This is a genomic window from Pseudomonas sp. KH_021, assembly GCF_057838865.1.
Genome location: NZ_CM174477.1, coordinates 567,678 through 594,549, shown reverse-complemented (window position 1 = coordinate 594,549; position 26,872 = coordinate 567,678). Strand labels below are relative to the sequence as shown.

29 protein-coding genes and 1 pseudogene are annotated in these 26,872 nt (G+C 61.6%); 13 read left to right on the top strand and 17 right to left on the bottom strand.

Going from position 1 to position 26,872, the window contains the following annotated elements; translation table 11 throughout:
• Positions 1 to 33 precede the first annotated feature (33 nt).
• Positions 34 to 1,272 (top strand): diaminopimelate decarboxylase, encoded by a 1,239-nt coding sequence (gene lysA, locus AC3IX4_RS02810; protein WP_489259136.1) that lies wholly within the window; start codon positions 34 to 36, stop codon positions 1,270 to 1,272.
• A gap of 369 nt (positions 1,273 to 1,641) precedes the next feature.
• Positions 1,642 to 2,148 (top strand): annotated as a pseudogene (locus AC3IX4_RS02805) (HPP family protein); the annotation flags it as partial.
• 193 nt (positions 2,149 to 2,341) lie between these two features.
• Here AC3IX4_RS02805 and AC3IX4_RS02800 read toward each other — a convergent pair.
• The gene (locus AC3IX4_RS02800) at positions 2,342 to 3,205 is read right to left on the bottom strand and encodes a LysR family transcriptional regulator (RefSeq protein WP_489259135.1); all 864 of its coding nucleotides are present in this window, start codon (positions 3,203 to 3,205) and stop codon (positions 2,342 to 2,344) included.
• A gap of 129 nt (positions 3,206 to 3,334) precedes the next feature.
• Here AC3IX4_RS02800 and AC3IX4_RS02795 point away from each other — a divergent pair, with 129 nt between their 5' ends.
• The 4 genes from AC3IX4_RS02795 (at position 3,335) to AC3IX4_RS02780 (ending at position 8,398) form a co-directional block, all read left to right on the top strand.
• Positions 3,335 to 3,577 (top strand): exodeoxyribonuclease VII small subunit, encoded by a 243-nt coding sequence (locus AC3IX4_RS02795; RefSeq protein ID WP_166569588.1) that lies wholly within the window; start codon positions 3,335 to 3,337, stop codon positions 3,575 to 3,577.
• The gene (gene ispA / locus AC3IX4_RS02790) at positions 3,574 to 4,461 is read left to right on the top strand and encodes a (2E,6E)-farnesyl diphosphate synthase (RefSeq protein WP_489259134.1); all 888 of its coding nucleotides are present in this window, start codon (positions 3,574 to 3,576) and stop codon (positions 4,459 to 4,461) included. The genes AC3IX4_RS02795 and ispA overlap by 4 nt, the downstream gene beginning before the upstream one ends.
• A 106-nt stretch (positions 4,462 to 4,567) precedes the next feature.
• Positions 4,568 to 6,460, top strand: coding sequence for a 1-deoxy-D-xylulose-5-phosphate synthase (dxs, locus tag AC3IX4_RS02785; RefSeq protein ID WP_489259133.1), 1,893 nt, complete (start codon positions 4,568 to 4,570; stop codon positions 6,458 to 6,460).
• Between the two features lie 60 nt (positions 6,461 to 6,520).
• The gene (locus tag AC3IX4_RS02780; protein WP_489259132.1) at positions 6,521 to 8,398 is read left to right on the top strand and encodes a TonB-dependent receptor domain-containing protein; all 1,878 of its coding nucleotides are present in this window, start codon (positions 6,521 to 6,523) and stop codon (positions 8,396 to 8,398) included.
• Between the two features lie 211 nt (positions 8,399 to 8,609).
• Here AC3IX4_RS02780 and AC3IX4_RS02775 read toward each other — a convergent pair whose 3' ends face one another.
• From AC3IX4_RS02775 to nrdR, 12 genes are all read right to left on the bottom strand, one after another.
• Positions 8,610 to 9,407 carry a cobalamin-binding protein gene (locus tag AC3IX4_RS02775; protein ID WP_489259131.1) on the bottom strand — a complete coding sequence of 266 codons (798 nt, stop codon included), beginning with the start codon at positions 9,405 to 9,407 and terminating at the stop codon, positions 8,610 to 8,612.
• Complete coding sequence (locus tag AC3IX4_RS02770; RefSeq protein ID WP_489259130.1) at positions 9,407 to 9,826, bottom strand: MFS transporter; 420 nt, start codon at positions 9,824 to 9,826, stop codon at positions 9,407 to 9,409. Before AC3IX4_RS02770 ends, AC3IX4_RS02775 begins: the two co-directional genes overlap by 1 nt.
• Positions 9,823 to 10,440: a GTP cyclohydrolase II gene (ribA, locus tag AC3IX4_RS02765; RefSeq protein WP_489259129.1), complete on the bottom strand. Its 618-nt coding sequence runs from the start codon at positions 10,438 to 10,440 to the stop codon at positions 9,823 to 9,825. The genes AC3IX4_RS02770 and ribA overlap by 4 nt, the downstream gene beginning before the upstream one ends.
• A gap of 109 nt (positions 10,441 to 10,549) precedes the next feature.
• The gene (locus tag AC3IX4_RS02760; RefSeq protein WP_489259128.1) at positions 10,550 to 11,299 is read right to left on the bottom strand and encodes an ABC transporter substrate-binding protein; all 750 of its coding nucleotides are present in this window, start codon (positions 11,297 to 11,299) and stop codon (positions 10,550 to 10,552) included.
• Positions 11,300 to 11,309: 10 nt separating this feature from the next.
• Positions 11,310 to 11,813, bottom strand: coding sequence for a phosphatidylglycerophosphatase A family protein (locus AC3IX4_RS02755; RefSeq protein ID WP_489259127.1), 504 nt, complete (start codon positions 11,811 to 11,813; stop codon positions 11,310 to 11,312).
• Positions 11,810 to 12,775: a thiamine-phosphate kinase gene (gene thiL / locus AC3IX4_RS02750; RefSeq protein WP_489259126.1), complete on the bottom strand. Its 966-nt coding sequence runs from the start codon at positions 12,773 to 12,775 to the stop codon at positions 11,810 to 11,812. Before thiL ends, AC3IX4_RS02755 begins: the two co-directional genes overlap by 4 nt.
• 18 nt (positions 12,776 to 12,793) lie before the next feature.
• A complete protein-coding gene (gene nusB, locus AC3IX4_RS02745) occupies positions 12,794 to 13,294 on the bottom strand; it encodes a transcription antitermination factor NusB (RefSeq protein WP_489259125.1) in 501 nt (166 codons plus the stop codon).
• Positions 13,291 to 13,767 carry a 6,7-dimethyl-8-ribityllumazine synthase gene (ribH, locus tag AC3IX4_RS02740; RefSeq protein ID WP_065759168.1) on the bottom strand — a complete coding sequence of 159 codons (477 nt, stop codon included), beginning with the start codon at positions 13,765 to 13,767 and terminating at the stop codon, positions 13,291 to 13,293. Before ribH ends, nusB begins: the two co-directional genes overlap by 4 nt.
• Positions 13,768 to 13,856: 89 nt before the next feature.
• Complete coding sequence (gene ribBA, locus AC3IX4_RS02735; RefSeq protein WP_489259124.1) at positions 13,857 to 14,948, bottom strand: bifunctional 3,4-dihydroxy-2-butanone-4-phosphate synthase/GTP cyclohydrolase II; 1,092 nt, start codon at positions 14,946 to 14,948, stop codon at positions 13,857 to 13,859.
• A gap of 16 nt (positions 14,949 to 14,964) precedes the next feature.
• The gene (locus AC3IX4_RS02730; protein ID WP_489259123.1) at positions 14,965 to 15,627 is read right to left on the bottom strand and encodes a riboflavin synthase; all 663 of its coding nucleotides are present in this window, start codon (positions 15,625 to 15,627) and stop codon (positions 14,965 to 14,967) included.
• A gap of 44 nt (positions 15,628 to 15,671) precedes the next feature.
• Positions 15,672 to 16,805 carry a bifunctional diaminohydroxyphosphoribosylaminopyrimidine deaminase/5-amino-6-(5-phosphoribosylamino)uracil reductase RibD gene (ribD, locus tag AC3IX4_RS02725; RefSeq protein ID WP_489259122.1) on the bottom strand — a complete coding sequence of 378 codons (1,134 nt, stop codon included), beginning with the start codon at positions 16,803 to 16,805 and terminating at the stop codon, positions 15,672 to 15,674.
• 2 nt (positions 16,806 to 16,807) lie between these two features.
• Positions 16,808 to 17,272, bottom strand: a complete 465-nt coding sequence (gene nrdR, locus AC3IX4_RS02720; RefSeq protein ID WP_166569600.1) for a transcriptional regulator NrdR — start codon at positions 17,270 to 17,272, stop codon at positions 16,808 to 16,810.
• Between the two features lie 107 nt (positions 17,273 to 17,379).
• Between nrdR and AC3IX4_RS02715 the strand changes: the two genes are divergently transcribed.
• The 3 genes from AC3IX4_RS02715 to trxA all read left to right on the top strand — a co-directional run bounded on the left by AC3IX4_RS02715 (position 17,380) and on the right by trxA (position 19,421).
• Positions 17,380 to 17,826: a YbaY family lipoprotein gene (locus tag AC3IX4_RS02715; RefSeq protein ID WP_489259121.1), complete on the top strand. Its 447-nt coding sequence runs from the start codon at positions 17,380 to 17,382 to the stop codon at positions 17,824 to 17,826.
• Positions 17,826 to 18,479, top strand: coding sequence for a class I SAM-dependent methyltransferase (locus AC3IX4_RS02710; protein ID WP_489259120.1), 654 nt, complete (start codon positions 17,826 to 17,828; stop codon positions 18,477 to 18,479). The genes AC3IX4_RS02715 and AC3IX4_RS02710 overlap by 1 nt, the downstream gene beginning before the upstream one ends.
• A gap of 69 nt (positions 18,480 to 18,548) precedes the next feature.
• Positions 18,549 to 19,421 (top strand): thioredoxin, encoded by an 873-nt coding sequence (gene trxA / locus AC3IX4_RS02705; protein WP_489259119.1) that lies wholly within the window; start codon positions 18,549 to 18,551, stop codon positions 19,419 to 19,421.
• Positions 19,422 to 19,925: 504 nt separating this feature from the next.
• Here the strand turns inward: trxA and AC3IX4_RS02700 are convergent.
• Positions 19,926 to 20,282, bottom strand: a complete 357-nt coding sequence (locus tag AC3IX4_RS02700) for a hypothetical protein (protein WP_489259118.1) — start codon at positions 20,280 to 20,282, stop codon at positions 19,926 to 19,928.
• Positions 20,283 to 20,409: 127 nt separating this feature from the next.
• On the opposite strand from AC3IX4_RS02700, the gene AC3IX4_RS02695 reads away from it, so the two are divergent.
• From AC3IX4_RS02695 to AC3IX4_RS02680, 4 genes are read left to right on the top strand one after another with little or no spacing between them, the layout of a single operon-like run.
• Complete coding sequence (locus tag AC3IX4_RS02695) at positions 20,410 to 20,955, top strand: DUF2796 domain-containing protein (RefSeq protein WP_489259117.1); 546 nt, start codon at positions 20,410 to 20,412, stop codon at positions 20,953 to 20,955.
• Positions 20,956 to 20,959: 4 nt separating this feature from the next.
• Positions 20,960 to 21,679 carry an ABC transporter ATP-binding protein gene (locus tag AC3IX4_RS02690; RefSeq protein WP_489259116.1) on the top strand — a complete coding sequence of 240 codons (720 nt, stop codon included), beginning with the start codon at positions 20,960 to 20,962 and terminating at the stop codon, positions 21,677 to 21,679.
• Entirely contained in the window at positions 21,679 to 22,944 is a 1,266-nt protein-coding gene (locus tag AC3IX4_RS02685; protein WP_489259115.1) for an ABC transporter permease, read from the top strand. Before AC3IX4_RS02690 ends, AC3IX4_RS02685 begins: the two co-directional genes overlap by 1 nt.
• Positions 22,945 to 22,955: 11 nt before the next feature.
• Positions 22,956 to 23,474 (top strand): DUF3299 domain-containing protein, encoded by a 519-nt coding sequence (locus tag AC3IX4_RS02680; RefSeq protein WP_489259114.1) that lies wholly within the window; start codon positions 22,956 to 22,958, stop codon positions 23,472 to 23,474.
• A 42-nt stretch (positions 23,475 to 23,516) separates the two neighbouring features.
• Here the strand turns inward: AC3IX4_RS02680 and AC3IX4_RS02675 are convergent, their stop codons facing one another.
• From AC3IX4_RS02675 to AC3IX4_RS02665, 3 genes are all read right to left on the bottom strand, one after another.
• Entirely contained in the window at positions 23,517 to 24,446 is a 930-nt protein-coding gene (locus tag AC3IX4_RS02675; protein ID WP_489259113.1) for an NAD-dependent epimerase/dehydratase family protein, read from the bottom strand.
• Entirely contained in the window at positions 24,439 to 25,323 is an 885-nt protein-coding gene (locus tag AC3IX4_RS02670; RefSeq protein ID WP_489259112.1) for a sugar nucleotide-binding protein, read from the bottom strand. The genes AC3IX4_RS02675 and AC3IX4_RS02670 overlap by 8 nt, the downstream gene beginning before the upstream one ends.
• 186 nt (positions 25,324 to 25,509) lie before the next feature.
• Entirely contained in the window at positions 25,510 to 26,832 is a 1,323-nt protein-coding gene (locus tag AC3IX4_RS02665; protein ID WP_489259111.1) for an MFS transporter, read from the bottom strand.
• Positions 26,833 to 26,872 lie beyond the last annotated feature (40 nt).

The following is a 26,872-nucleotide window of genomic DNA, read 5'->3' as shown; positions in this document are numbered from 1 at the left end:
GTGGCGACCTCGCTCACTTTTGGAGTTGCCCTGATGACCCAGTTCACCGTCGCTCGCCTGCAGCAGGTGGCCAAGCAGCACCGCACCCCGTTCTGGGTGTATGACGCCGACTGCATCCGCGAACGTATTGCGCAGTTGCGTGAGTTCGACACGGTGCGCTTTGCCCAGAAGGCTTGCTCCAACCTGCACATCCTGCGGTTGATGCGCGAGCAGGGCGTGAAGATTGATGCGGTTTCCCACGGTGAAATCGTGCGGGCGCTGGCCGCAGGTTTTAGCTGTGTGAATAACCCCTCAGACATCGTCTTCACCGCTGACCTGATCGATGCCAACACACTGGCTACGGTGCGCGAGCACCAGATTCCGGTCAACGCAGGTTCCATCGACATGCTGCGCCAGCTGGGGCATGTGTCCAAGGGGCATCCGGTGTGGTTGCGGATCAATCCGGGCTTTGGCCACGGCCACAGCAACAAGACCAACACCGGTGGTGAGCACAGCAAGCACGGTATCTGGCATGCCGACCTGCCTGAAGCGCTGGCGGTGGTTCGTGAGCAGGGGCTGCGCCTGGTGGGTTTGCACATGCATATCGGTTCGGGTGTGGATTATGGGCACTTGGCTCAGGTTGGCCAGGCGATGCTGGAGCAGGTCAAGCACGTCAAGGCGGCGGGACTGGACATGACGGCGGTGTCTGCCGGTGGCGGGCTGTCGATTCCTTATCGTGAAGGCGACAGCGAAGTCGACACCGCGCACTACTTCCAGCTGTGGGACGCCACCCGCAAGCAAGCTGAAGAGATTATGGGCCACTCGCTGGAGCTGGAGCTGGAACCTGGGCGTTTCCTGGTGGCGCAGGCCGGGTGCCTGGTCAGTGAAGTGCGTGCGACCAAGCAGGCCGGCAAGAATCACTTTGTACTGATCGATGCGGGCTTTAACGAACTGATGCGCCCTTCCATGTACGGCAGTTATCACCATATCAGCCTGCTGGCCGACAACGCCGGGCAGCGTGATGTGGTCGACAGCGTGGTAGCCGGGCCGCTGTGCGAGTCGGGCGATGTATTCACCCAGGGTGAAGGTGGGCTAGTGTTGCCGCGCTCGTTGCCTCAGGTCGAGGTGGGTGAGTTGGTGGTGATTCATGATACCGGCGCTTATGGGGCGTCGATGTCGTCCAACTACAACAGCCGGCCGCTGATTGCCGAGGTGTTGCTCGATGGCGAGAAGGATGTGCTGATTCGTCGGGCGCAGCGGATTGAAGAGCTGTTGGCGTTGGAAGAGGTCTAGGCCTGATCATTGGCGTGGCAGACAGCTGGACCGCGTCGCCTTCATCGCCGGCAAGCCGTGCTCCTACCCTCCGATTTGAATGGTAGGCCGCCGGGCGGTAGGAGCTGAGTTTATCGGGGCGCCGAACCGTCGCGATGCAGGCGCTGCTGTATCTCAGCCAAACCGCGCCGCCCGCATCGCCGGCAAGCCGTGCTCCTACTGCAATATTTTTGCTGCAAAACTGCATTTTTTTGAATTGGCGCCAACATCTTCGCTTCTTCAGACTCTCAGCCGTTTCCATCCAAGGACGGAACGACTTGAGCGCTGCCCCCATGGTGCGAAGCCCGGCTGGTTTCAGCTGGGCTTTCTTTAAGAGATGCGATTGCCCAGATGATCCGCCCTTTTACGCAGTACCTCAGACAATTCACTCCCCCTGCCCTGCATATTCCTGCACGCGAAAACGTGCGCGCCTCTGTGGGCGCGCTGATTGGGTTGATGCTCGCCAGCCTGCTCTGCACCGCCTATTTCGGTAGCACGGTCACCCTGCACTTGCTTGGCCCACTGGCGGCCTCCGCGGTGCTGTTGTTTGCGGTGCATTCCGGCGCTCTGGCTCAGCCCTGGTCGATTGTCGGCAGTTATCTGGTTGCCACGCTGGTGGCATTGGTGATGTCTCACTTCTTCGGTCACTCAATGCTGGCGGCCAGTGCGGCGGTGGGTATTTCCCTGTTGATCATGTGCCCATTGCGTTGCCTGCACCCGCCAGGTGGCGCGGTGGCGATGTGCTTGGTGCTGAGTGATTCGACTCTATCAAGCATGGGTGCCTGGGTGCTGGAGCCGGTGATGCTCAACGCGGGCAGCCTACTGGCTGTGGCGCTGGTCTACAACAATATGACCGGCGTGCGTTACCCCAAAGCCCACGGGCCAGCGCCTGTGAATGTTCCAGCGCCCGCCAGCGACATTACCGATGCCGACATGGACCACGCCCTCGATGAAATCGGCGAGTTCGTCGACATCACCCGCGAGGACCTGGAAGCCATTATCCTGGCCACCGAGAAGCACGCAGCCCGCCGCAGGCAGGCCGAGCTTGAGGTCAGATCAGCGGGCTCCAGCGCTGCGACCAGTCCCGGTCGCCCCTCACGACCTCGCGCAACACTTCGAAAGCCTGCTGCAAAACCGGAGTATCACGCTCGCGGGAATACACGAGATAAATCGGGTAGCTGAATTCCGGGGTGCGCGGTACCGGCTCCAACACGCCACTGTCCAGGTAGCTTTGCACGACGCGGGTACGGAAGTAGCCCGCGCCGCCATGCTCCAGAATGTATTGCAGGGCCAACGGCCCCAGGTTGAAGCCGATGGCCGCCTTTGCCCGCTCGGGCATCGCAGCGTCGTGGCGACGGCGAAAGTCCTCGCCCCAGTCGATGTACACGTAGGGGTCGGGCTGGGCGACCGAGCGAACCATCACCAGTTTTTCTTCCAGTATTTGTTCGACCTGCAGGTCCGGCCAATACACCGGTTCATAGACCAACGCAGCGTCCAGTCGGCCCTGCTCCAGCTGGCGCAACAAAATCTCACAATCGTGAATTTCTGTGCGCAGGCCATGATCGGGGATGCGCTCGTGCAAGGCCTGCACCCAACTGAGCATCACGGGGTTGCACAGGCTAGCTTCGCCGCCGATGCGCAACAGGTTGCTGTAACCCTCTGGCAAGGGCAGGTCCCGACGCGCCGCCTCCCAGGTTTGCAGCAGTTGGTTGGCATAGACCACAAAGGCCTCGCCATCGGCGGTCAGGCGGGCGCCGGCACGGTTGCGCACAAACAACTGGCAGCCCAGATGACCTTCGAGTTTCTGCACCCGGGCGCTGATAGCGGTCTGGGTCACGTGGAGTTTTTCCGCCGCCGCGACCAGGCTGCCACAGCGCACGATTTCCAGAAAAGTTCGAGCCAAGTCCAGGTCCATGGGGGCATCCATCATCAAAGGTCGTCTATTGTAGGGAAATACCTGCGGTAAAGTGCCACCCTCCGATTTGCCCCTCTGCCCCGGCTCTGCTAGTGTCGCGCCCGTTAAAACTTCACCGAGATCGCCACCATGGCCCGAAAGAAAACCTCCGTTGATTTTGAGCAGTCCCTTGCGGAACTGCAGACGCTGGTCGAGCGCCTGGAAAACGGCGAACTGTCGCTGGAAGACTCCCTGACAGCGTTCGAGCAAGGCATTCGCCTGACTCGCGATTGCCAGGGGGCGCTGGCCCAGGCCGAACAGAAGGTCCAGCAATTGCTGGAGCGCGACGGCGAGCTGACGCAAGAGCCGTTCGACCCGGAACCCGCGCAATGATTTCCAGCTACCAGGCCCAATGCCAGGCGCGTGTCAATGCCGCCCTGGAGCCGTTGTTCGTTCCTCCCTCGGTAGAAGTCACCCGCCTTTACGACGCCATGCGCTACAGCGTGATGAACGGCGGCAAGCGCGTGCGCCCGCTGCTGGCTTATGCGGCCTGTGAAGCGTTGGGCGTTGAACCTGCGCAAGCCAACGGCGCCGCGTGTGCCGTGGAGCTGATCCACGCCTATTCGTTGGTTCACGATGACTTGCCAGCCATGGACGACGATGATCTGCGCCGCGGTCAACCGACCACCCACAAAGCCTTTGACGAAGCCTGCGCGATCCTCGCGGGCGACGGTCTGCAAAGCCTGGCCTTTACCGCCCTGCTTGATCCGCGCCTGAGCACCCAGCGTGAAGGCACTCGCCTGGCGATGGTGCAAGCGCTGGCCCAGGCCGCAGGCCCGGCTGGCATGGTTGGCGGGCAGGCCATCGACCTCGGTTCGGTGGGCAAGAAGCTTGACCAGACCGCACTGGAGTTCATGCACCGGCACAAGACCGGCGCGCTGATCGAAGCCAGTGTCACCCTCGGTGCCCTGGCCAGCGAACGCGCAGAACCCGCTCAACTGCAAGCCTTGCAGACCTACGCCAAAGCCATCGGCCTGGCCTTCCAGGTGCAAGACGATATTCTCGACGTCGAAAGTGACACCGCCACCCTGGGCAAACGCCAGGGCGCCGACATTGCTCGCGACAAACCGACCTATCCGGCCCTGCTGGGGCTGGAATCGGCCAAGGCTTATGCCCTGGAGCTGCGAGATCAGGCCCTGGACGCCCTGCGACCTTTTGACTCAGCTGCCGAGCCCTTGCGCGATCTAGCCCGCTATATCGTCGCCCGACGCAGCTGACTCGCCGGTTGAGCACCATTGTCCTACGCATGGTTTCACCTGTGCGTGGGCAGTGAGCGCCGCTTAAGGTAAACTTCCGCCACTTCAAACTATAACGATTCGCCTGATGCCCACGACGTTTCAAGAGATTCCCCGCGAACGCCCGATTACGCCGCTGCTCGACCGCGCCGACACCCCTGCCGGCCTGCGCCGACTGGGCGAGGCGGAATTAGACACCCTGGCCGACGAACTGCGCCAGGAGCTGCTCTATACGGTCGGCCAGACAGGCGGACACTTCGGTGCCGGCCTGGGTGTGATCGAGCTGACGATCGCGCTTCACTACGTCTTCGACACGCCGGATGACCGGCTGGTGTGGGACGTCGGTCATCAGGCCTATCCGCACAAAATCCTGACCGGCCGCCGCCTGGCCATGGGCAGCCTGCGCCAGAAGGACGGTATTGCCGCCTTCCCGCGCCGCGCCGAGAGCGAGTACGACACCTTTGGTGTCGGCCACTCCAGCACCTCGATCAGCGCCGCCCTGGGCATGGCCATCGCCGCCCGCCTGCAGAACAGCCCACGCAAGTCGATTGCCGTGATTGGCGACGGCGCGCTCACCGCGGGCATGGCCTTCGAAGCGCTGAACCATGCGCCGGAAGTCAACGCTGACATGTTGGTGATCCTGAACGACAACGACATGTCGATCTCGCGCAACGTCGGCGGCCTGTCCAACTACCTGGCCAAGATTCTTTCCAGCCGTACCTACGCCAGCATGCGCGAAGGCAGCAAGAAAGTGCTGTCGCGCCTGCCCGGTGCCTGGGAAATCGCCCGTCGTACCGAAGAGTACGCCAAGGGCATGCTGGTCCCCGGTACGCTGTTCGAAGAGCTGGGCTGGAACTACATCGGCCCCATCGATGGCCATGACCTGCCCACGCTGATCGCCACCCTGCGCAACATGCGCGACCTTAAAGGGCCGCAGTTTCTGCATGTGGTGACCAAAAAGGGCAAAGGTTTCGCCCCGGCCGAAGTCGACCCGATCGGCTACCACGCCATCACCAAGCTTGAACCTGTGGATGCACCGGCCGCCGCTCCTAAAAAGGCCAGCGGGCCCAAGTATTCCGCCGTGTTTGGTCAATGGCTGTGCGACATGGCGGCCGCTGACGAGCGCCTGGTGGGGATCACCCCGGCGATGAAGGAAGGCTCCGATCTGGTGGAGTTCAGCGAACGCTACCCGTCGCGCTACTTCGACGTGGCGATCGCCGAACAGCACGCCGTCACTCTGGCAGCGGGCATGGCCTGTGAAGGCGCCAAGCCGGTCGTGGCGATCTATTCGACCTTCTTGCAGCGCGCCTACGATCAACTGATCCATGATGTCGCGGTGCAGAACCTCGATGTGCTGTTCGCCATCGACCGCGCCGGCCTGGTCGGCGAAGACGGCCCGACCCACGCGGGCAGTTTCGATTTGTCGTTCCTGCGTTGCATCCCCGGCATGCTGGTGATGACCCCGAGCGATGAAAACGAACTGCGCATGATGCTCAGCACCGGCCACCTGTACCCAGGCCCGGCTGCCGTCCGTTACCCTCGCGGCACCGGCCCGAACGCCCCCATCAGCAAAGACCTCGAACCGCTGGAAATTGGCAAAGGCGTTATTCGCCGCCAGGGCCAGAAAGTTGCCCTACTGGTGTTCGGCGTGCAACTGGCCGAAGCGCTGAAGGTCGGCGAAATCCTCGACGCCACCGTGGTCGACATGCGTTTCGTCAAGCCACTGGACGAAGCGCTGGTTCGCACACTCGCCGCCAGCCATGAGCTGCTGGTGACCATCGAAGAAAACGCCGTGATGGGCGGTGCCGGTGCGGCGGTCAGCGAGTTCCTCGCCCAGGCCAACCTGCTCAAGCCGATCCTGCACCTGGGCCTGCCCGATATCTATGTCGAGCACGCCAAGCCCAAGCAAATGCTCGCCGAATGCGGCCTGGACGCAGACGGTATCGAAGCGGCAGTACGCGAACGCTTGTCCGCCCTCTAAACCCCTGCCTTGCTGCACTTCACGGCGCCTGCCGTGAAGTGCATTGTTCCCGGATACCCGATGTGCCCCTCTTTTGCCCTGCCTTTGATTTTGCTGAGCAGTACGGACTTGGCCGATGCTCTGCAGCGCGACCGTGCGCTCAAACTTGATGACATGCTGATCAGCGCCAACCGCGAGGTGCAAGCCCGCAGCGACAGCAGCACCGCCAGCACGGTATTCACCCGTGACGATATCGACCGCCTGCAGCCCACCAGCGTCACCGACTTGCTGCGTCGGGTGCCCGGTGTGCAAGTCTCACCCACGGGCGGGCGCGGCAGCCTGCCGGGCATTTCCATTCGCGGAACAAAAGCGGCGCAGAGCCTGGTGCTGGTCGACGGTCAGCGCATCGCCAATGCCACCTCCGCCGACAGCAACCTGCAGTACCTGAACATCGACCAGATCGAGCGCGTTGAAGTGCTGCGTGGCTCTCGTTCGGTCATCTATGGTGCCGATGCCATTGGCGGGGTGATCCAGATCTTTACCCGTCGCGGCAGCGAGAACAGCTTACAACCCCGAATGCGCCTGGCGATGGGCAGCAACCAGACGTTCCAGCGCAGCCTCGGGCTGTCCGGGGGTGATGCCCAGACACGCTTCAATCTCGGCGCCAGCCTCGACGAGACGGACGGTCTGAACCGCACCACGACCTCGTTCGACGCCGACAACGACCACGACGCCTATCGCAACAAGTCGCTGAACCTGAACCTGAGCCACCGTTTCGACGACAACCTGCAAGCGGGTTTCAACCTGCTCGACAATCGCGGCAAGTCCGAATACGACAACCCGTTCGGCCGCTATGATTTCGCCCAGGGCACCAGCGTCGGCCAACGCCCGTTCAGCGACTTCAACCTGAGCAGTATCGGTGGCTATCTGGATGCCAGGCTTGCCGACAACTGGAATAGCCGACTGGAGCTGGGCCATAGCGAAAACCGCGAGCAGTCGGGCGACACCCTGAGTGACGACGCCAGCGCGTTCAACACCTACCGCGATTCGCTCAACTGGCAGAACACCTTCGACCTGAACGAACAGCACAGCGTGCTGGCAGGTGCTGAGTGGTATGAAGACCGCGTGCATGCCAGCACCGACTTTGACGCCGACAGCCGCTGGAACCGTGCGCTGTTCGTTCAGCATCGCTACAAGGGCGAGGACTTTTCTACTGAATTGGGTGTACGCCACGACAGCAACCAGCAGTTCGGCAGCCAGAACACCTGGAGCGCCAGCCTGACGCTGCCAATCAATGCCAGCAACGATATGCTGTTTTCCTACAGCGAAGGCTTTCGCGCACCGACGTTCAACGATCTGTACTACCCCGACTTCAGCAACCCCAACCTCAAACCCGAACACTCACGCAGTTATGAAGTGCAATGGCGCAGCCAGCTCAGTGAAACCGGGCGAATCGAGGCGTCGCTTTATCGCACTGACCTTAAAGACGCCATCACTCTGGATAGCAACTATCGCCCGCAGAACACCGCCTCGGCGCGCATTAATGGCTTCGAAGCCGCGTGGCGCGATGAGCTGTTCGGCTGGCAAAGCAACCTGGGGATCTCACTGATCGACCCACGCGACCGCGACACCGGCCATACCCTCAACCGACGGGCACGGCGCACCTTGAGCCTGGACCTGGATCGGCAATTCGGCCAGTTGGGGTTGGGGGCGAGTTGGCAAGCGGTCAGCAGCAGTTTCAACGACGAAGCCAATAACCAGCATATCGGCGGCTATGGCTTGCTGGGATTGCGTGGGAGTTGGGCATTCAATTCTGAACTGACGATGGACCTGACCCTGGACAACGTACTCGACAAATCCTGGTCCCGCACGCTGTACAGCTACAACGGCAGCGCCTATGGCTACCGAGAAGAAGGCCAAGCCTGGAGGCTGGGCCTGACCTGGACGCCGGCCCTCTAAAAAATGCGCGGGATATGCCGCCCTCACCTCGTCTGCGATGGCCGCACCGCGGTACATCAGATAGACCGCAGTGCCTGCATCGCGGGTAAACCCGGCTCCTACCCCAAACGTGCCCGCAACCCCATCAGGTAGGAGCCAGCCTTGGCTGCGATGGGATCGCTGCGGCCTGTCAGATAGACCGCGGCGATCCCATCGCAGCCAAGGCTGGCTCCTACAGGTCAGGTGTCATCACCGCGCACAACTTGGCCACCGCTCCGAGCATTTGCCCGCTGGGCCTTTCCAGGCCATTGTCCGGCACGATCAGCAATCGACCCTCCCGCACCGCCTGCACGCTGGTCCAGCGACGCCAGGCATCCAGCTGCGCCTGGGAACTGGCTAAGATCACTTCAGGATCACGCAGCAACACGGCCTCGACACTGACCTGCGGCGCGGGCAGGACAAGTTCGGCAAACACATTGCGCCCACCACACACCTCGATCGCCGTGCTGATGATCTGCCCTCCACCAACCGTGTAGAGCGGCGAATCCCAGACTTGGTAAAACACCCGCAGCGGATGCTCTCGGTGATAACGCTGGCGCAGCTGCTGCAACCCGTCCCTGAACCACATCGCCCGCGCGCTCCCCTGCTCGGGCCGGCCAATACGCTCACCGATCACCTCAAACTGCGCCGCCAAGGCGTCGAGGCTGTGAGGGTCCACTTCCAGGCTGGGAATATTGAGACGCTTGAGCTGGTCACGCTGCGCCGCACCGACACTGCCCGGTGTCATCAATAACAGATCCGGGCGCAAGGCGATCAAACGCTCGATGTCCACTTGCCCGTAACGGCCCACCGACGTCAGCGACCCGAGCTCGGCCGGGCGCGGGCCCGCGTCCAGTACGCCGACCAGGCGGTCTGCTCCATCGAGCTCAAGGATAATTTCAGTCAGGGAAGGCGCCAGGGTCACGATACGCTCGGCCGCTTGCGTCGCCACGCAGGCCAAGGCCAGCAGGGCCAGCAGCCAACAGCGCATCACCCGAGCTGACGAGGGATGCGGTAGAGGTAAAACAGCACGACGCTGGAGAACGCCAATAGAATCAGTGGCACGGCCTCCAGGCCGACAAACACCGACAAGGCGGCCACCCAGGCGGGTAGCGCGGCATAGAGAAAGGCGATACGACGAACCCTCGCCAACTCGATCCAGGTCGCCGGTTCATCAGGGGTGTCCAGCGCCTTTTGCGTAGCGATCAAGGCGCGCTTGTAGGCACCGAAACGCGGCAAACTGAGAAACATCGAGGCAATGCCGGCGATAAAGAACGGCATCGCCAGAATCGGCACGACCGGCTCACCCTGGCCGAATGCCCAGTTAAGTACCAGCAACGGCGCCAACGCGACCGCCAGGTGTTGCCACCAGGACACGGCCAGACGCCGACGCACTTGCAGGCGTGTCACGCCGAACCCACCTCACCCTGGTGCTCGTTGCCCATCATGTGGCCGAGCTTGCCGGCCTTGGTCGCCAGGTAGTGTTTATTGTGTGGGTTATGACCGGTGTGCAGCGGCACACGCTCGGCGATCACAATACCCATGCCGGTCATGGCCTTGACCTTGCGTGGGTTGTTGGTCATCAAACGCAGCGACTTCACACCCAGGTGTTCAAGCATCGGCAGGCACATGGCGTAATCGCGCTGGTCGGCGGCAAAGCCCAGGCGCTCGTTGGCCTCGACGGTATCGGCGCCGCCGTCCTGCAGCTCATAGGCACGGATCTTGTTCAACAAGCCGATACCACGACCTTCCTGGCGCAGATACAGCAGCACGCCACGCCCTTCGCGGGCAATCGCTTGCAAGGCCGCCTCAAGCTGGGAGCCGCAGTCACAGCGTTGGCTGAACAACGCATCGCCAGTCAGGCACTCGGAATGCAGGCGGCCCAGAACGGGCTCGCCATCGGCCACGTCACCGAGGCTGAGCACCACGTGCTCGCGGCCGGTGGCCTCGTCGAGAAAACCATGCATGGTGAATCGGGCAAAAGGGGTGGGCAGCTGAGAAGCGGCAACGAAGACGACGGGCACCGTGTGCTCCTGATCTGAACGAAAAAAAAGACTGGCAGGCATTGTAACAGCAGGTTAGCGCACACGCTTAGGCTGAATTGTTGGCAATACCCATCGAAAAGTTGGATTACTACTTCGCCGAAACCTCGGCATTATCGAAGGGATAGGGTTGCTCCCAGTGGGCGAAGATCTTACGCAGCCCCCCGCTGCTCTCCAATGTCTCCATGCGCTGGTCATAGATAGCCATGAGCTGGCGGCCTCGCGCCGTATTGGCAAACGCCAGATACAGTGGTAGTTCAGCGATGTGGGTCATACGGAACTTGCCCGGATCATCGGCATGCTCGATGACATACTCGACCTCTGTCTGGGCATCAATGTAGAAATCGGCGCGGTCGTGCTCCAGCATCGAAGCGATGCCGATACGCCGCTGCACTTCCTGGTAGCGATGAATATTGGGCAGGTACTTTTCAAACCCATAGCCGCGTACCCACGACAGTCGATAACTGCCGACGTTTTCAAGGGTCGGGGTGGGCTTGTTGGCCAGGCCCAGGGCGTAGATATGATCGACATCAAAATGCCAGCGCGGGTAGAGGTTGTCGGGGTTTTCTTCTTTATAAGAGCCCACCCAAGCGTCAGCCTCATCACGCTTGACCAGGCCGACTGCGCGAAAATAAGGAACGCTGCGATGCTTTACCACGACACCGACCGGCTGGAACACTTCACGCAGGATATCCCAGGCCAGGCCCGTGCCATCGGCATTGGTGTAGTCTTCCCACGCCTCACTGGCCAGGCGGATCTGCGTGGGTTGCACCGCGGGCTCTGTAGCCCATGCGCCCGTACACAGCATCCAGAACAGCAGCATCCATCGCCATTCCCGCATTTTCCTCTCCTTAGGTGACACCCCACACCAGCAATTGCATGGCCAGCCAGGCGAAAACCCCGGCCAGCACATCATCCAGCATGATGCCTACACCGCCGTGAACATGGCGGTCGATCCAGCGAATCGGCCAAGGCTTGAGAATATCGAAAAACCGGAAGGCAACGAAGCCTGCCAATATCCAATACCAGCCTTCAGGCACCAGCCAAAGCGTTATCCACATGCCGACCATTTCGTCCCAGACGATGCCTTCGTGGTCGTGAACGCGCAAGTCGTCGGCTACCTTGCCGCACAGCCAGAAGCCGAACAGCATGGTGATACCCAGCATCAGCCAGTAGCCCCAGTCTGGAAGCATCTGCCAAAGCGGCACGAAGGGCAAGGCCACCAGCGACCCCCAGGTACCCGGCGCCTTGGGCAAGGTGCCTGAGCCGAAGCCAAACGCCAGGAAATGCCAAGGATTGCGCCAGACCGATGGCGGCACGTTCTCGGCTGGAACCTGGTGGGGGTGATCCGTCACGGTGTCTCCCGAAAATGTTGATAGCCCCGAGTCGTCGGGGTGATGTCTTGACCCTGCGCATCGACCAACGTCACGCCCTGCCCCTCAAGCACTTGCCCCACCACCCGGACAGGTACGCCCGCCGCCAGCAAGGCTGGCAACTGGGCCGGCGGCAAGGTGAACGCCAGCACATAGTCATCACCGCCGGCCAAGGCTGCCTGTTGTGCACCGGCACGGCCGAGAAAGCCTTGCAAGGCCGCGGACAGCGGCAATTTCTCGAGTTCGACCTGCAAGGCCACCTTCGAGGCACGGGAAATGTGCCCACAATCGGCCAGCAGCCCATCGGAGATATCCAGCGCCGAAGTGGCTTTGCCACGCAAGGCAATGCCGAGTGCAAACTGTGGCGAGGGTGACCAGTAATGAGCGAGCAAGGGGTCAGCCAGCTCGGCTGAGGCAACGCGCTCCCCCAGCACCAGCGGCAAGGCGCCAGCCGCATTGCCCAGATCGCCACCGACACAGAGCAAGTCGCCCACCTGCGCACCAGAGCGCGTCAAGGCCTGGCCGGCCGGCACGCGGCCGAATACGGTCACAGTCAGGCTCAAGGGGCCACGGGTGGTGTCACCGCCAATCAAACTCAGTCGGCAGTGCTGCGCCATGCGATTCAAACCGCTGGCGTAGGCCTGCAGCCAATCGGCTTCGACAGTGGGCAAGGTCAGGGCGAGGGTAAAGCCGACGGGCGTGGCGCCCATGGCGGCAAGGTCGCTGGCGGCAACGGCTAGAGAGCGCTGGCCCAGCAGAAAAGGGTCGCTGATGGTGGGGAAATGCACCCCGGCCACCAGGGTGTCGGTGGAAACGGCCAGTTGTTCACCGGCCGCTACCGACAGCAAGGCGCAATCATCGCCGATTCCCAGGGCCACGCCTTCGCCCGCTTGCGCACAGGGCGCCGCGGCGAAGTAGTGTCGGATCAGCTCAAATTCGCCCATGAAGAACAAGCGCCAGGATCAGCGCTTGAAAGCCTTCACTTCGGCGTCACGCAGACGCGGTGCCAATTTGTCCAGAACCCCGTTGACGAACTTGTGTCCGTCGGTGGCGCCGTACACCTTGGCCAGCTCGATACCTTCGTTGATCACAACGCGGTAAGGAACGTCCAGGCGTGCAATGAGCTCCCAGGTGGAGACGCGCAACACGGCAAGCTCCACTGGGTCCAGCTCTTCCAGGGCCAGGTCCATGCAAGGCTTGAGGGCAGCGTCGATCTCGGTCTTCTTCGACGGAACCCCGTGCAGGATTTCGCGGAAATAAGCCCCATCAACATCGCTGAAATCGTTGTCGACCCGGAACTGCGCTTCGATCTCGTTCAGCGAGTGACCAGCCATGTGCCATTGGTACAGGGCCTGGGTCGCCAGCTTGCGAGCTTCGCGGCGCTTTGCGCTCTTGGACGGTTTGCCAGCGTCTGCAGGCTTCTCGTCACGCGGGTTGAAACGATCGCTTTCGTCGCTAATCACTTGGCCTCCAACTGCGCCAGCAGGCTGACCATTTCCAGAGCGGACAAGGCAGCTTCAGCACCTTTGTTACCGGCCTTGGTGCCGGAACGCTCAATGGCCTGTTCGATCGAGTCGACAGTCAGGACGCCGAAGGAGACCGGTACGCCGAACTCCATGGAAACCTGGGCCAGGCCCTTGGTGCATTCACCTGCCACGTATTCGAAATGCGGCGTACCACCACGGATGACAGCACCCAGGGCGATGATCGCGGCGTATTCGCTTTGTTGGGCGACTTTCTGCGCAACCAGCGGAATTTCGAAAGCGCCAGGAGCACGGATGATAGTGATGTCGCTTTCGCTCACACCATGGCGAACCAGGGCGTCAACGGCACCGCTCACCAGGCTTTCGACGACGAAGCTGTTGAAGCGGCCAACCACCAAAGCATAGCGACCTTTGGGGGCAATGAAGGTACCTTCGATGGTCTTCAGGGTCATTCGGGCAATCTCATCTTAAAGAGCCAGGCCGCTTCAAGGCGGCCTGCAAGGGTCCGGGTCACGAATTCAGGCGCTTATTGAGCCTGCCTTCATTCAGAGGGCACGTATTCTACAACTTCCAGATCGAATCCGGATATCGCATTGAACTTCATTGGCGAACTCATCAGGCGCATTTTGCGTACGCCCAGGTCGCGAAGAATCTGCGAACCGGCACCGACGATGCTGTAGGTGGTCGGTTTTTTGGCGGTCACGGCATCCGCGGTTTCGCGAATATGCGCCAGCAACACATCACCATCGAGCGGGTGGCCAAGCAACAACACCACGCCACTGCCTGCCTCTGCCACCGCGCTCATGGCGGCGCGCAGGCTCCAGCGGCCGGGCTGCTTGACCATCAGCAGGTCGCGCAGCGGGTCCATGTTATGGACACGAACCAGGGTCGGTTCGTCGCCGCTCACGGTGCCCAGGGTCAGTGCCATGTGCACGTCGCCTTCAACCGAATCACGGTAGGTCACCAGGTTGAACTGGCCCAGTTCGCTGTCCAGCGGCTGCTCGGCAATCCGCTGAACGGTACGTTCGTGGATCATCCGGTAGTGGATCAAATCGGCGATGGTGCCGATCTTGATGCCGTGCTCGGCGGCGAAGGTTTCAAGCTCTGCTCGACGCGACATGGTGCCGTCGTCGTTCATCACTTCGCAGATCACGCCGCTGGGTTCAAAACCGGCCATGCGCGCCAGGTCGCATGCCGCTTCGGTGTGCCCGGCACGCGCAAGCGTTCCGCCCGCCTGGGCCATCAACGGGAAGATATGGCCTGGGCTGACGATGTCTTCAGCCTTGGCATCCTTGGTCGCAGCGGCCTGCACGGTACGTGCGCGGTCGGCGGCGGAGATGCCGGTGGTCACGCCTTCGGCGGCCTCGATCGACACCGTGAACTTGGTGCCGAAACCCGAGCCATTGCGCGGCGCCATCAAAGGCAGCTTGAGCAGTTCACAACGCTCGCGGGTCATGGGCATGCAAATCAGGCCACGGGCGTGCTTGGCCATGAAGTTGATGTGCTCAGCCTTGCAGCATTCGGCGGCCATGATCAGGTCGCCTTCGTTCTCGCGGTCTTCGTCATCCATCAGGATGACCATCTTGCCTTGGCGAATGTCTTCGACCAGTTCTTCGATGCTGTTGAGCGCCACGCGGCACCCCCTTTATTCAGGACTTCAGATAGCCATTGGCGGCCAGGAAACTTTCGGTAATGCCGCCCTTGGTCGGTTCCGCTGCCTTGTCACCGAGCAGCAGGCGCTCCAGGTAACGAGCCAGCAGGTCGACTTCCAGGTTGACGCGACGACCTGTGCGGTAGTCGGCCATGATGGTTTCGGCCAGGGTGTGCGGGACGATGGTCAGCTCAAACTCGGCGCCATCGACGGCATTCACGGTCAGGCTGGTGCCATCCACCGTGATCGAGCCTTTGTGGGCGATGTATTTGGCGAGTTCTTTGGGGGCGCGAATGCGGAACTGGATGGCGCGGGCATTATCGCTGCGCGACACCACCTCACCGACACCGTCCACATGGCCGCTGACCAGGTGACCGCCCAGGCGGGTGGTCGGCGTCAGGGCCTTTTCCAGGTTGACCCGGCTGCCGCTCTTGAGGTCGTTGAACGCGGTGCAATCGAGGGTTTCGCGACTGACGTCAGCCCAGAAACCATCGCCTGGCAGCTCGACAGCAGTCAGGCAGACGCCGTTGACGGCGATGCTATCGCCCAATTTCACGTCGGCGAGGTCGAGCTTGCCGGTTTCGACATAGACCCGTATGTCGCCACCTTTGGGCGTCAGGGTACGGATGCTGCCGATGGATTCGATGATGCCGGTAAACATGAGTCCTCCTCGAAAACAGGCTGGCGCTGGGCGCAAGCCGCAAATTATACGCTGACTGACGGCACCGGAATGGCAGTGACTCTCCAGTCATCGCCCACCGCGCGCATTTCTGTAATTTTCAACACGGGCGCTTCGCTCATTTGCGCCAACGGCCAGTCCAGCAATGGCCGGGCGCTGGAGCCGAGAAACTTGCCAGCGACAAACAATTGGAATTCATCCACCAGGCCTTGTGCGGCAAACGCACCGGCCAGGCTTGGGCCTGCCTCGACCAACAACTCATTGACGCCCCGCCGCCCAAGCTCCGCCAGAAGCCCTGCCAGATCGACCTGGCCATCCGCTCCGGGCATGACCAACGTTTCGATACCGGCCGCTGCATAGCGACTGGCGTGCTCGTTCGAGCAGGTCACCACCAACGCGGGACCCGCCTGATAAAAAGCGCTGTCCAGGGGAAGACGCAAACGGCTGTCGATCAGCACGCGCAATGGCGGGCGGGCGATGGCCAGCGCGGTTGTTTCGCTGTCCAGACCCAGTTCATCGGCACGCACGGTCATGCGGGCATTGTCAGCCATAACGCTCTGGGCGCTGGTTAGCACCACGCTTGAGCGCGCCCGCAGGCGCTGAACAGCCGAGCGGGCCGCGGGGCCAGTGATCCACTGGCTTTCTCCGCTGGCCATCGCCGTACGACCGTCCAGGCTCATGGCCAGTTTGACTCGAACAAACGGCAGGCCCTGTTCCATGCGCTTGATGAAACCCACATTCAACGCCCGCGCTTCGCTTTCGAGCACGCCACTGCTGACTTCGATACCGGCCGCCGCCAACCGCGCCAAGCCACTGCCGGCCACTTGCGGATTGGGGTCTTGCATGGCAGCAACCATGCGCCCGACACCGGCCTTTACCAATGCATCGGCGCAAGGCGGCGTGCGCCCGTGGTGGCTGCAGGGTTCGAGGGTGACATAGGCGGTGGCGCCACGGGCAAGTTCACCCGCCTGGCGCAGGGCGTGAACTTCAGCGTGGGGTTCACCGGCACGCACATGCCAGCCTTCACCGACAATCTGCCCGCCCTGGACGATCACACAGCCCACCCGAGGGTTGGGGTGGGTCGAGTACAGGCCCTTGCGCGCCAGTTCCAGCGCGCGCGCCATGTAGTGGGCGTCGAGCACCGCTTGCTCTGTGGACATATTCACTCTTTAGCCGGCTCGCGGGCCAGTCGGTCGATTTCTTCGCGAAATTCATCAAGGTCCTGGAAGCGCCGGTACACAGAGGCGAAGCGGATATAAGCCACTTCGTCGAGCTTTTGCAGCTCGGTCATCACCAGCTCGCCCACAACCAGGGATTTGACTTCCCGTTCGCCGGTGGCGCGCAGTTTGTGCTTGATATGGGCCAGCGCCGCTTCCAGGCGTTCTACACTCACAGGACGCTTTTCCAGCGCACGCTGCATACCGGCGCGCAGTTTTTCCTCGTCGAACGGCTGGCGGCTGCCGTCTTGCTTGATCAGGCGCGGCAACACCAGCTCGGCCGTTTCGAAGGTGGTAAAGCGCTCGCCGCAAGCAACGCATTCGCGGCGACGGCGCACTTGCTCGCCCTCGGCGACCAGTCGAGAGTCGATGACCTTGGTGTCGTTGGCACCGCAGAAGGGACAGTGCATGGTGGCAGGCAACAAAAAAAGGGAGGGCCATGGTAGCGCATCCCACTGGCAAGACAAGTCAAAGGGGGTACCATCGGCGCAGGATTATTTGCCCGCAGGAGACATCAATGTCATTTCGAGCACTCGTTTTGCTCGGGTTCGCCAGCCTGCTTGTTGCATGCAGCAGTGAGGCACCCAAATCGGACCAGGGCAAACCCGTGGTTCAGGCCACCGCCAAGGTTCCGGCCTACGGCCCGCTACCGGCCTATCAACGGGAGCTGAGCGGAACCCTGCTGGGCGTGCCGGCCGGCGCCCAAGTCGAGCTGGCGCTGCTGGTCATCGACGATCGCAGCCGCCCGCAAAAACTATTGGCCAGCAGTACCCTCGACGGCACCAACCAGCCCTTGCCTTTCCAGCTGCGTTTCAGCCCCCAGGCCTTTCCGGCGGGTGCTCGGGTTGAGCTGCGTGGGCGCGCCAGCCAATCCGGCCAGTTGATCCTGCACCTTCCGGCCGTGCGTATCAGTCAAGCCACCACCCAGGCCCTGGGCCCGCTGCGTTTCGAGATAGCCCCCTGATGCCCGTGTCTGAGTTGCAATCCGCCTTGAGCGGTTTGCTGGGCGATGCCCGATTGGTGGTCAGCGAACTTCCAGATTGCCCACTGAAGCTGTGGTTGATCGACGCCCAGAACATGGACCGGGCCTTCAGCTCGGAAGAAACCCGGCGCATTCTGGAGGAGCCTCCCTATTGGAGCTTTTGCTGGGCCAGCGGCCTGGCCCTGGCGCGGTTTCTGGCCGAACACCCGCACTGGGTCGCCGGTAAGCGCGTATTGGACTTTGGCAGTGGCTCAGGCATCGCGGCCATTGCCGCGGCCAAGGCGGGTGCGCTGGAAGTGGTTGCTTGCGACCTTGATCCGTTGGCACTGGCGGCCTGTCGGGCCAACGCCCAACTCAACGACGTGGAGCTCACGTACTCGGTGGATTTTTTCGCTGAAGCCGATCGCTTCGACCTGATCCTGGTGGCCGACGTGCTGTATGACCGCGCCAACCTGCCGCTGCTTGATCACTTCCTCAGTCGCGGCCGCCAGGCGCTGGTGGCCGATTCCCGTGTACGTGACTTCCAGCATCCGCTTTACGAGCACCTGGGCAATCTTCAGGCCCTGACCCTGCCCGACCTGATGGAGCCCGAGGAGTTTCGCAGCGTCAGCCTTTACCATGCCGCACGCGCCTGAGCCCCACCCTTCCGGGCAATGGCGCGAGCCTTTATAGTTGAACGCATTCACGCATTATCGAGAGCCGCGATGAGTCAAGATACGCCGTACATTTTCGACGCCACTACCGCTAACTTCGACCAGGCAGTGATCGCCAATTCGTTCCACAAGCCGGTGCTGGTGGATTTCTGGGCCGACTGGTGCGCACCCTGCAAGGCCTTGATGCCACTGTTGGAGAAAATCGCCGAGGACTACCAAGGCGAATTGCTGCTGGGCAAGGTCAACTGCGACATCGAACAGGACATCGTCGGCCGCTTTGGTATCCGCAGCTTGCCGACCGTGGTGCTGTTCAAGGACGGCCAGCCGGTGGACGGATTTGCCGGCGCGCAACCAGAGTCTGCCATCCGCGCCTTACTCGAACCCCACGTAAAAATGCCACCACCGCCGGCTTCCGACCCCATGGAGCAGGCCCAGGCGTTGTTCGATGACGGCCGTTTTGGCGATGCCGAAGCCGTACTCAAGGCTCTGCTGGGCGAAAACAACACCCACGTCCCGGCCCTGATTCTGTATGCGCGCTGCCTGGCCGAACGCGGCGAATTGGCAGAGGCCCAGACCGTACTGGATGCCGTCAAGAGCGACGAACACAAGGCCGCACTGGCCGCCGCCAAGGCCCAACTGACCTTCCTCGGCCAAGCTGCCAGCCTGCCGGATGCCGCCGACCTCAAGTCGCGCCTGGCGCAAAACCCGCAGGACGATGAAGCGGTCTATCAACTGGCAATCCAGCAACTGGCCCGTCAGCAGTACGAAGCGGCGCTGGATGCGCTGCTAAAGTTGTTCGTGCGCAACCGCGGGTACGAAAACGGCCTGCCGCACAAAACCTTGCTGCAAGTGTTCGAACTGCTGGGCAACGATCACCCCTTAGTAACCCTTTATCGCCGCAAGCTTTTTGCAGCGTTGTATTGATCGGCTCCCAACACCGCGTTGATCCCATCGCCGCATAGGTATCTACACAATTCTGGGGCAGCGCGGCTCTTGTAGCCGCTGCCGAGGTACGAGGCTGCGATCGGCGGCGAAGCCGTCGTAAATTCAGGCCCTTCGGTGTGCCTGATGGATTACGGTCTCAGGTTTTACGGCCGCTTCGCTGCCGATCGCAGCCTCGTACCTCGTCAGCGGCTACATTCGTAGCAGTAGACGAGTTCAGCGAGGCCAGGTCCGGGGACGTAGTCCTCGCAAAGCCTGTACTCGCGGTGTATCTGAATACTGAAGTGCCAGGTTTTACGACTGCTGCGCAGCCGGACGTGGCCTCGTTCTACTCGTCCACTGCTACGAAATGCAGTACACCAAAAGATGTGTAGATACCTATGCCCATCGCCGGCAAGCCGTGCTCCAAGGCCTGTAGGAGCAGAGCTTGCTCGCGATGAATCCAACGCGCAATTTCAGACAAACCGCGCCGGCAAACCGTGTCCATCAATCGATCCAGCGATAGATCGGCGCATCAACGCCGCTCTCAACCTTCACCTGCGAGCTGTGACGCAAGCGCACCAATAGCCGCTTACCGGCTGCCGTACTCCCCGCCAAACCTTCCAGCTGCTCCAGCAATTCAGGGCCACTGATCGCCCCGCTCCCGCGCAAAATCTGCTGAGCCGTCTCCCACAACGCATCGATCTGCCCGACCGAGCTTGCCATCGGTGCGGCGGCCGGCGTCGGTTCCGGCGCCAGGTGTTGTCCCCCCAAAATCGCCCTAAGCTGCGCCCAATCCGCCTGATCCAACTCCAGCGTCAGGTCCACCGGCAAGCTGCCCACGGTTCCACGAATTCGCAACATGCTCTGCTTCCTCTCGATCGACTGCCTGCATGCTCCCATGGGCAACACCGCTCGCCAAGTGCAGTGGCAATGACTCAATAAAGTTGTTATAACATTGCGATTTATTTTCCCCGCTCGGAGACATCTCATGCGCCGCCTGCTGCTCGCCCTGCCGTTTGCCTTGCTGCCTTTGGCCGTTGCCCACGCCCGTGATGACGATCACGACCATGACCATGGCAGCCTGGGCGCTCACGAGCACGGTGTAGCACGCATCAACGCCACGCTGGATGGGCAAACCCTGGAGCTTGAACTGGAAAGCCCGGCCATGAATCTGGTGGGCTTCGAGCACGCAGCCAGCAGCCCCGCCGACCAGGCCAAGGCAGCAGCGGCCCGCAAGCAACTGGAACAACCGGCCATTCTGTTCAACCTGCCCAAGGCCGCCCAATGCAGCATCGCCAGCCAGAAGCTGGAAAGCCCGCTGTTCGGTGACAAACCAGCGGCCGAGCATGAGCACAGCGAGATCCACGCACACTATCAATTCACCTGCACAACACCCGCCGCCCTGCAGACGCTGGACCTCACGCAACTGTTCAAGGCCTTCCCCTCCACCCAAAAAATCCAGGTACAGTTGATCGGCCCGAACGGCCAGAAAGGCGTTGAGGCCACTGCATCCGCCGCCGCCCTGAATTTCTGAGCACATGAACCCAGCACTTATCGAGCTCACTGATCTGGGCTTCGCCTGGCCTGGCCAATCACCGTTGCTGGATATCCCGGCGTTTCGCCTGGAGCGTGGTCAAACCTTGTTCCTCAAGGGCCCCAGCGGCAGCGGCAAGACCACACTACTGGGGCTGCTGGGCGGCGTGCAAAAGGCTGGCCGCGGCAGCGTGCGCCTGCTCGGCCAGGAGCTGAGCGCGCTGTCGCAAGCCGCACGCGACCGTTTCCGGGTCGACCACACCGGTTATATCTTCCAGCAGTTCAACCTGCTGCCGTTTCTTTCGGTTCGGGAAAACGTCGAGTTGCCCTGTCGCTTCTCCAAGCTGCGCGCGAGCCGCGCCGAACAGCGCCACGGCAGCATCGACCAGGCCGCCGCGACTCTGCTTGCCCACTTGGGCCTCAAGGACCCCGTCCTGCTCGCACGTCGCGCCGACACCCTGTCGATCGGCCAACAACAACGCGTCGCCGCAGCCCGTGCGCTGATCGGGCAGCCAGAACTGGTGATCGCCGATGAGCCCACCTCGGCCCTCGACGCCGATGCCCGCGAAGCCTTTATTCGCCTGCTGTTCGCCGAATGCCGCGAAGCCGGCGCCAGCCTGTTGTTCGTCAGCCATGACCAGAGCCTGGCGCCGCTGTTCGATCGGAACCTGTCGTTGTCCGACCTTAATCGGGCCACCCGCCCAGCCAGCGATGTGGAGGCCTGATGTACCTGTTTCGCCTTGCCTTGGCCAGCCTCGCCAACCGCCGCTTTACTGCCTTTCTGACCGCCTTTGCGATTGCCTTGTCAGTGTGCTTGCTACTGGCCGTCGAACGGGTGCGCACCGAAGCCCGGGCCAGCTTTGCCAGCACCATCAGCGGCACTGACCTGATCGTGGGCGCCCGCTCCGGCTCCGTGAACCTGTTGCTGTACTCGGTGTTTCGCATCGGCAATGCCACCAACAATATTCGCTGGGACAGCTTCGAGCAGTTCGCCGCTAACCCGAAGGTGAAATGGGCCATCCCGATTTCCCTGGGCGACTCACACCGCGGCTACCGCGTCATGGGCACTAACGCCAGCTACTTCGAGCACTACCAGTATGGTCGTCGACAGCACCTGGAACTGGCTCAGGGCCGTGCCTTCCAGAGCGATCCGTTTGAAGTGGTGCTGGGCGCCGAAGTGGCCGAAGCGCTGCATTACACGCTGGGCGAAAAGTTGGTACTGGCCCATGGCGTGGCCGCCATCAGCCTGGTCAAGCATGACGACAAGCCCTTTACCGTCGTTGGCGTGCTCAAGCGCACCGGTACGCCCATTGACCATACCCTGCACATCAGCCTCGGCGGCATGGAAGCGATGCACATCGATTGGCACAACGGCGTTCCGGCGCGTGGTGCTGGCCGGGTCAGCGCAGGCCAGGCTCGCGACATGGACCTCACCCCCCAGGCCATCACCGCGTTCATGCTGGGCCTGAACAGCAAGATTTCAACCTTTGCCGTGCAACGGGATATCAACGAGTTCCGTGGCGAACCGCTGCTGGCAATCTTGCCGGGCGTGGCGTTGCAGGAGCTTTGGAGCCTGATGGGGACCGCCGAGAAAGCCCTGTTCGTGGTGTCGCTTTTCGTGGTGCTGACCGGCTTGATCGGCATGCTGACGGCGATCCTGACCAGCCTCAATGAGCGCCGCCGCGAGATGGCCATCCTGCGTTCGGTCGGCGCCCGCCCCTGGCATATCGCAAGCCTGCTGATTTTGGAAGCCTTCTCCCTGGCCTTGGCCGGTATCGCAGCAGGGCTGGTTCTGCTCTACTTCGGCATCGCCCTGGCGCAAGGCTACGTGCAATCGAACTACGGCCTGTACCTGCCATTGGATCTGCCAAGCACCTATGAATGGACCTTGCTGGGCATTATTCTGGCGGCCGCCGTATTGATGGGCAGCGTGCCTGCATGGCGTGCCTATCGCCAGTCGTTGGCCGACGGCCTGTCGATTCACTTATGAAGGGTTCGGGAATGAAAGGTGTGTGGCTGGCAATGCTGTTTCTGGTCACCGCGCAGGCGTTGGCGACCGAGCCGCGAGAGCTCAAATGGGAGCAAATGATTCCGCCCGATGCGCCGGCGATCAAGCCCCAACTGGCGCCGATTCATGACCTGTCACAGTTGAGCGATGCCTTGGCGGCCGAGGCCGCACCGGCCGCACGCCAACAGTCCCCGGCGGCACCTGTGGTCATGGCCCTGAATGACCAACAGATCAAGCTGCCAGGCTATATCGTGCCGCTGGAAGTCAGCGAAGAAGGTCGCACCACGGAGTTTTTGCTGGTGCCGTACTACGGAGCGTGCATCCATGTACCACCGCCGCCGTCCAATCAGATCGTGCATGTGTTCAGCGAAATCGGCATCAAGGTCGAAGAGCTGTACCAACCCTACTGGATCGAGGGCCCCATGCAGGTCAAGGCATCGAGCAGCGAGTTGGCCGACGCGGGCTACCAGATGGAAGCCGAGAAAATCTACGCCTATGAATTGGCGCAATAATCGCGCTGTCGTGCTGGGGGCGCGTCGCCCCACAGCCGGCCCTCAGCGACCCAGCAGCCGTGCCAGGCCTTCCACAATCGGCGTCGGTTCAGGGAAGTCAAACCTCGCCAGCAGTCGGTCATTGTTGGCCCGCGAATGGCGAATATCACCCGAGCGCGGTGCCCCGTGGGTAACCGCAGGCAAATTTCCCAGTACTTGCCCCAATGCGGCCAGCAGCTGATTGAGCGAAGTCGCCTGGTTCAGGCCAACGTTCACCGCCCCTTCCTCGATGGCGGGCTGTTCCAGCGCCTGCACCAGCAACTGCACTAGATCGCCTACATAGACAAAATCACGAGTCTGTTCGCCGTCACCGAACACGGTGATCGGCAGGCCTTGCTGCGCGCGCTCGCTGAAGATGCTGATGACGCCAGAGTACGGCGAAGACGGGTCCTGGCGCGGGCCGAAGATGTTGAAAAAGCGAAAGACGACCGGCTCCAACCCATGCTGACGACGGTAGAAGTCCAGGTATTGCTCGCTTGCCAGCTTGTCGACGGCATAGGGCGTCAATGGCGCCTTGGCGATGTCCTCGTCGATCGACTGGCCCTCGCCGTTGTTGCCGTATACCGCCGCGCTGGAGGCAAACACCACACGCTTGATGCCTGCCAGACGCATCGCCTCGCAAATGTTCAAGGTGCCGATGAAATTGCTCTGGTGCGTCTTGACCGGGTCATCCACTGACGCCTGCACCGAAGCAACAGCCGCCAGGTGGACCACCGCCTGGCAACCATTGGCAACGCGAGCGATCAGTGCAGCATCGGCCACATCGCCTTCGATCAGCTCGAGTTTGGGGTTATCCAACGGCAGATTGCTGCGTTTGCCGGTGGACAGGTCATCGAACACACGCACGGCATAACCCTTGGCAAGCAAGGCGTCGGCCAGGTGTGAACCAATGAACCCGGCACCACCGGTAATCAGAACAGGAGAGTCAGCCATGCCGATAGAACCGATCCAGTAAGGTCGGCAGGCCGGCGCGCCAGGCGCGTGGCTTGATGCCGAACGTGTGTAGAATTTTCTTGCAGGCCAGTACGGCATGCTGAGGCTCTTCGCCAGCATCAGGGCGGGCCGCATGGGCCTGGGCGGTAGGAGCCCCGACAGCCAGCGTGTGCAGGTTGGCCGCCTCTCCAAGGATAGCCTGCCCCAGCGCCAGCGGTGTGGTCGCTTCATTGCCAGCGTAGTGGTAGGTCCCCCACAGCGGTGCCGAGCAATCGAGTTGTTTGAGGACCGAAATGATGACCCGGGCCGCATCGTCGACCGGGGTCGGGTTACCGCGCCGATCGTCAGCCATCAGCAACTCTTCAGCTCTCTCGGCTTTGGCCAGGAAACGCCCAAGTACGCCTTCGGGGCTGTCGTCGAGCAGCCAGCCAAAACGCAGCAATATATGCTGGGGGCATGCCGCCCGCACGCTTTGTTCGATCCGCCACAGCGCCTGGCCGCGCAGCCCGAGGGGCACGGGCTCATCTTTTTCGCTGTAGGCAGTGGCACGCGAGCCATCAAAGACTCGGTAGCTGGAAGGTTGTAGCAGGATGATGTTGTGATGCTGACAAAGTTCGGCCAGACGCTCGACCGAACGTTCCTGAACCGCCAGGCGGGCGGGTGGCACACTGACTGCCTGGAACCAGTCAAAATAGTAAGCCAGGTTGACCAGTGCATCAGGTCGGGTGTCATCCAGCAATTGAGTGAGGCTGGCAGCATCCCAACCGTTTTCTGGAGGGCGCGGGGCAAGAAAACCGATATCTTCCTCCGCCCCAAGGCGAATCAGCGCTTGCCCAAGGGCATTTCCTCCGCCCAACAGCATAAGGCGCATTCGCATAGCGTCGCAGGTCCCGTCAGGTTGAAAGACAAAAAAGTCATTTTGCGGCTTCCGGCGGGCGAAGTCCAACGGGGGGTAAACAGGCGGGGCTAAAAGCTTCGCTGGCAAGCCAGCTCCCACAAGATGCACCCATTAAGGCATTGTGGGTGTGGGAGCAGGCTTGCCTGCGAATTAAACCCTATGCAATCAAGCAGCCTTGGGATTACGCACGTACTTGGCAATCACCCACGAGCACAGCAACAGTAATGGCACGATCGACAGCATGCCCATGTAGGAAATACCCGTCAGATCATTGATATACCCCACCATCACTGGCGCCACCATGCCGCTGAGCTGGCCAAGCGAGTTGATGGCCGCCGTGCCGCTGGCAATCGCGATCCCCGAGAAGGTCGATTGCGGGATGGTCCAGAAGATCGGAATGGCGATGAATGAGCCCGCCGTCGCGAGAATCAATGCCAGCATCATGAAGACCGGGCTCTGTGAAAACAGGCAAGCCAGCAGGTAACCCGCCGCTGCGGTCAGCATGCACAACAGTAGATACGACTTGCGGTTGCCGGACCGATCCGAGCGGCGCGTGAGGATGATCATGCCGATACAGGCAATCACGTACGGCAACGAACTCAGGAACCCCACATAAGTCAGGTCCTTGACCCCGGCCTGCTCGATCAGGTGCGGCATCCAGAAATTCAGGCCGTAGGCCGCAAGCTTGACGCAGAAGTAAATAAAGGCGAACAGCGCCACTTCGCGAGTGAATAGCACGCGCCACAACGAAGTATGTGCAGGTGGGACCTTCTTGCGGTCATGCGCAAGGTTCGCTTCCAGCAGCGCCTTTTCATCGCTGGACAACCACTTGGCCGACTGGATATCACGGTCCAGCTTCCACAACACCAGCAGCCCCAGCACCACACAAGGCAGGCCCGACAGCAGAAACAGCCAATGCCAGCCGGCCAGGCCCAGCACGCCATTCATTTTCGCCAGCACCAACCCGGCCGCCGGCGAGCCGATAGCACCGGCCAAGGGTACAGCGAGAAACCACAGGCCATTGATACGCGCCAGGTACTTTTTGGGAAACCAGCAGGCGAGGTAAAACAGGATTGCCGGACCAAACCCGGCCTCCATCACCCCCACCAGAAAGCGTAGGAAGTACAGGGTGTACTGGTTGTAGGCAAACATCAGCGCCGCTGTCGCCAACCCCCAGGAAATCATGATTCGGCAGATCCAGTTCGGTGCGCCGTACTTCTTCAAACCAATGGCGCTCGGGACCTCAAACAGTACATAACCGACAAAGAACATGCTGGCCGCCAGCCCGTAGGCGGCATCGCTCAGGCCCAGATCAGACTGCATTTGCGCCTTGGCAAAGCTGATATTGATACGGTCGAAATAGGAGAACAGAAAGCAGATAACCGCCAACGGCACGATGCGCCAGGCTACCCGTCGGTACAGCAGCAGTTCCTTGAGCTTCGCATCTTCCTGCTCGGCATCGGCAAGGCGTTCGGTGATAGCCACCATGGTGTTTCTCCAGTTCTTGTCATTGTTGGAGACGGTTGGC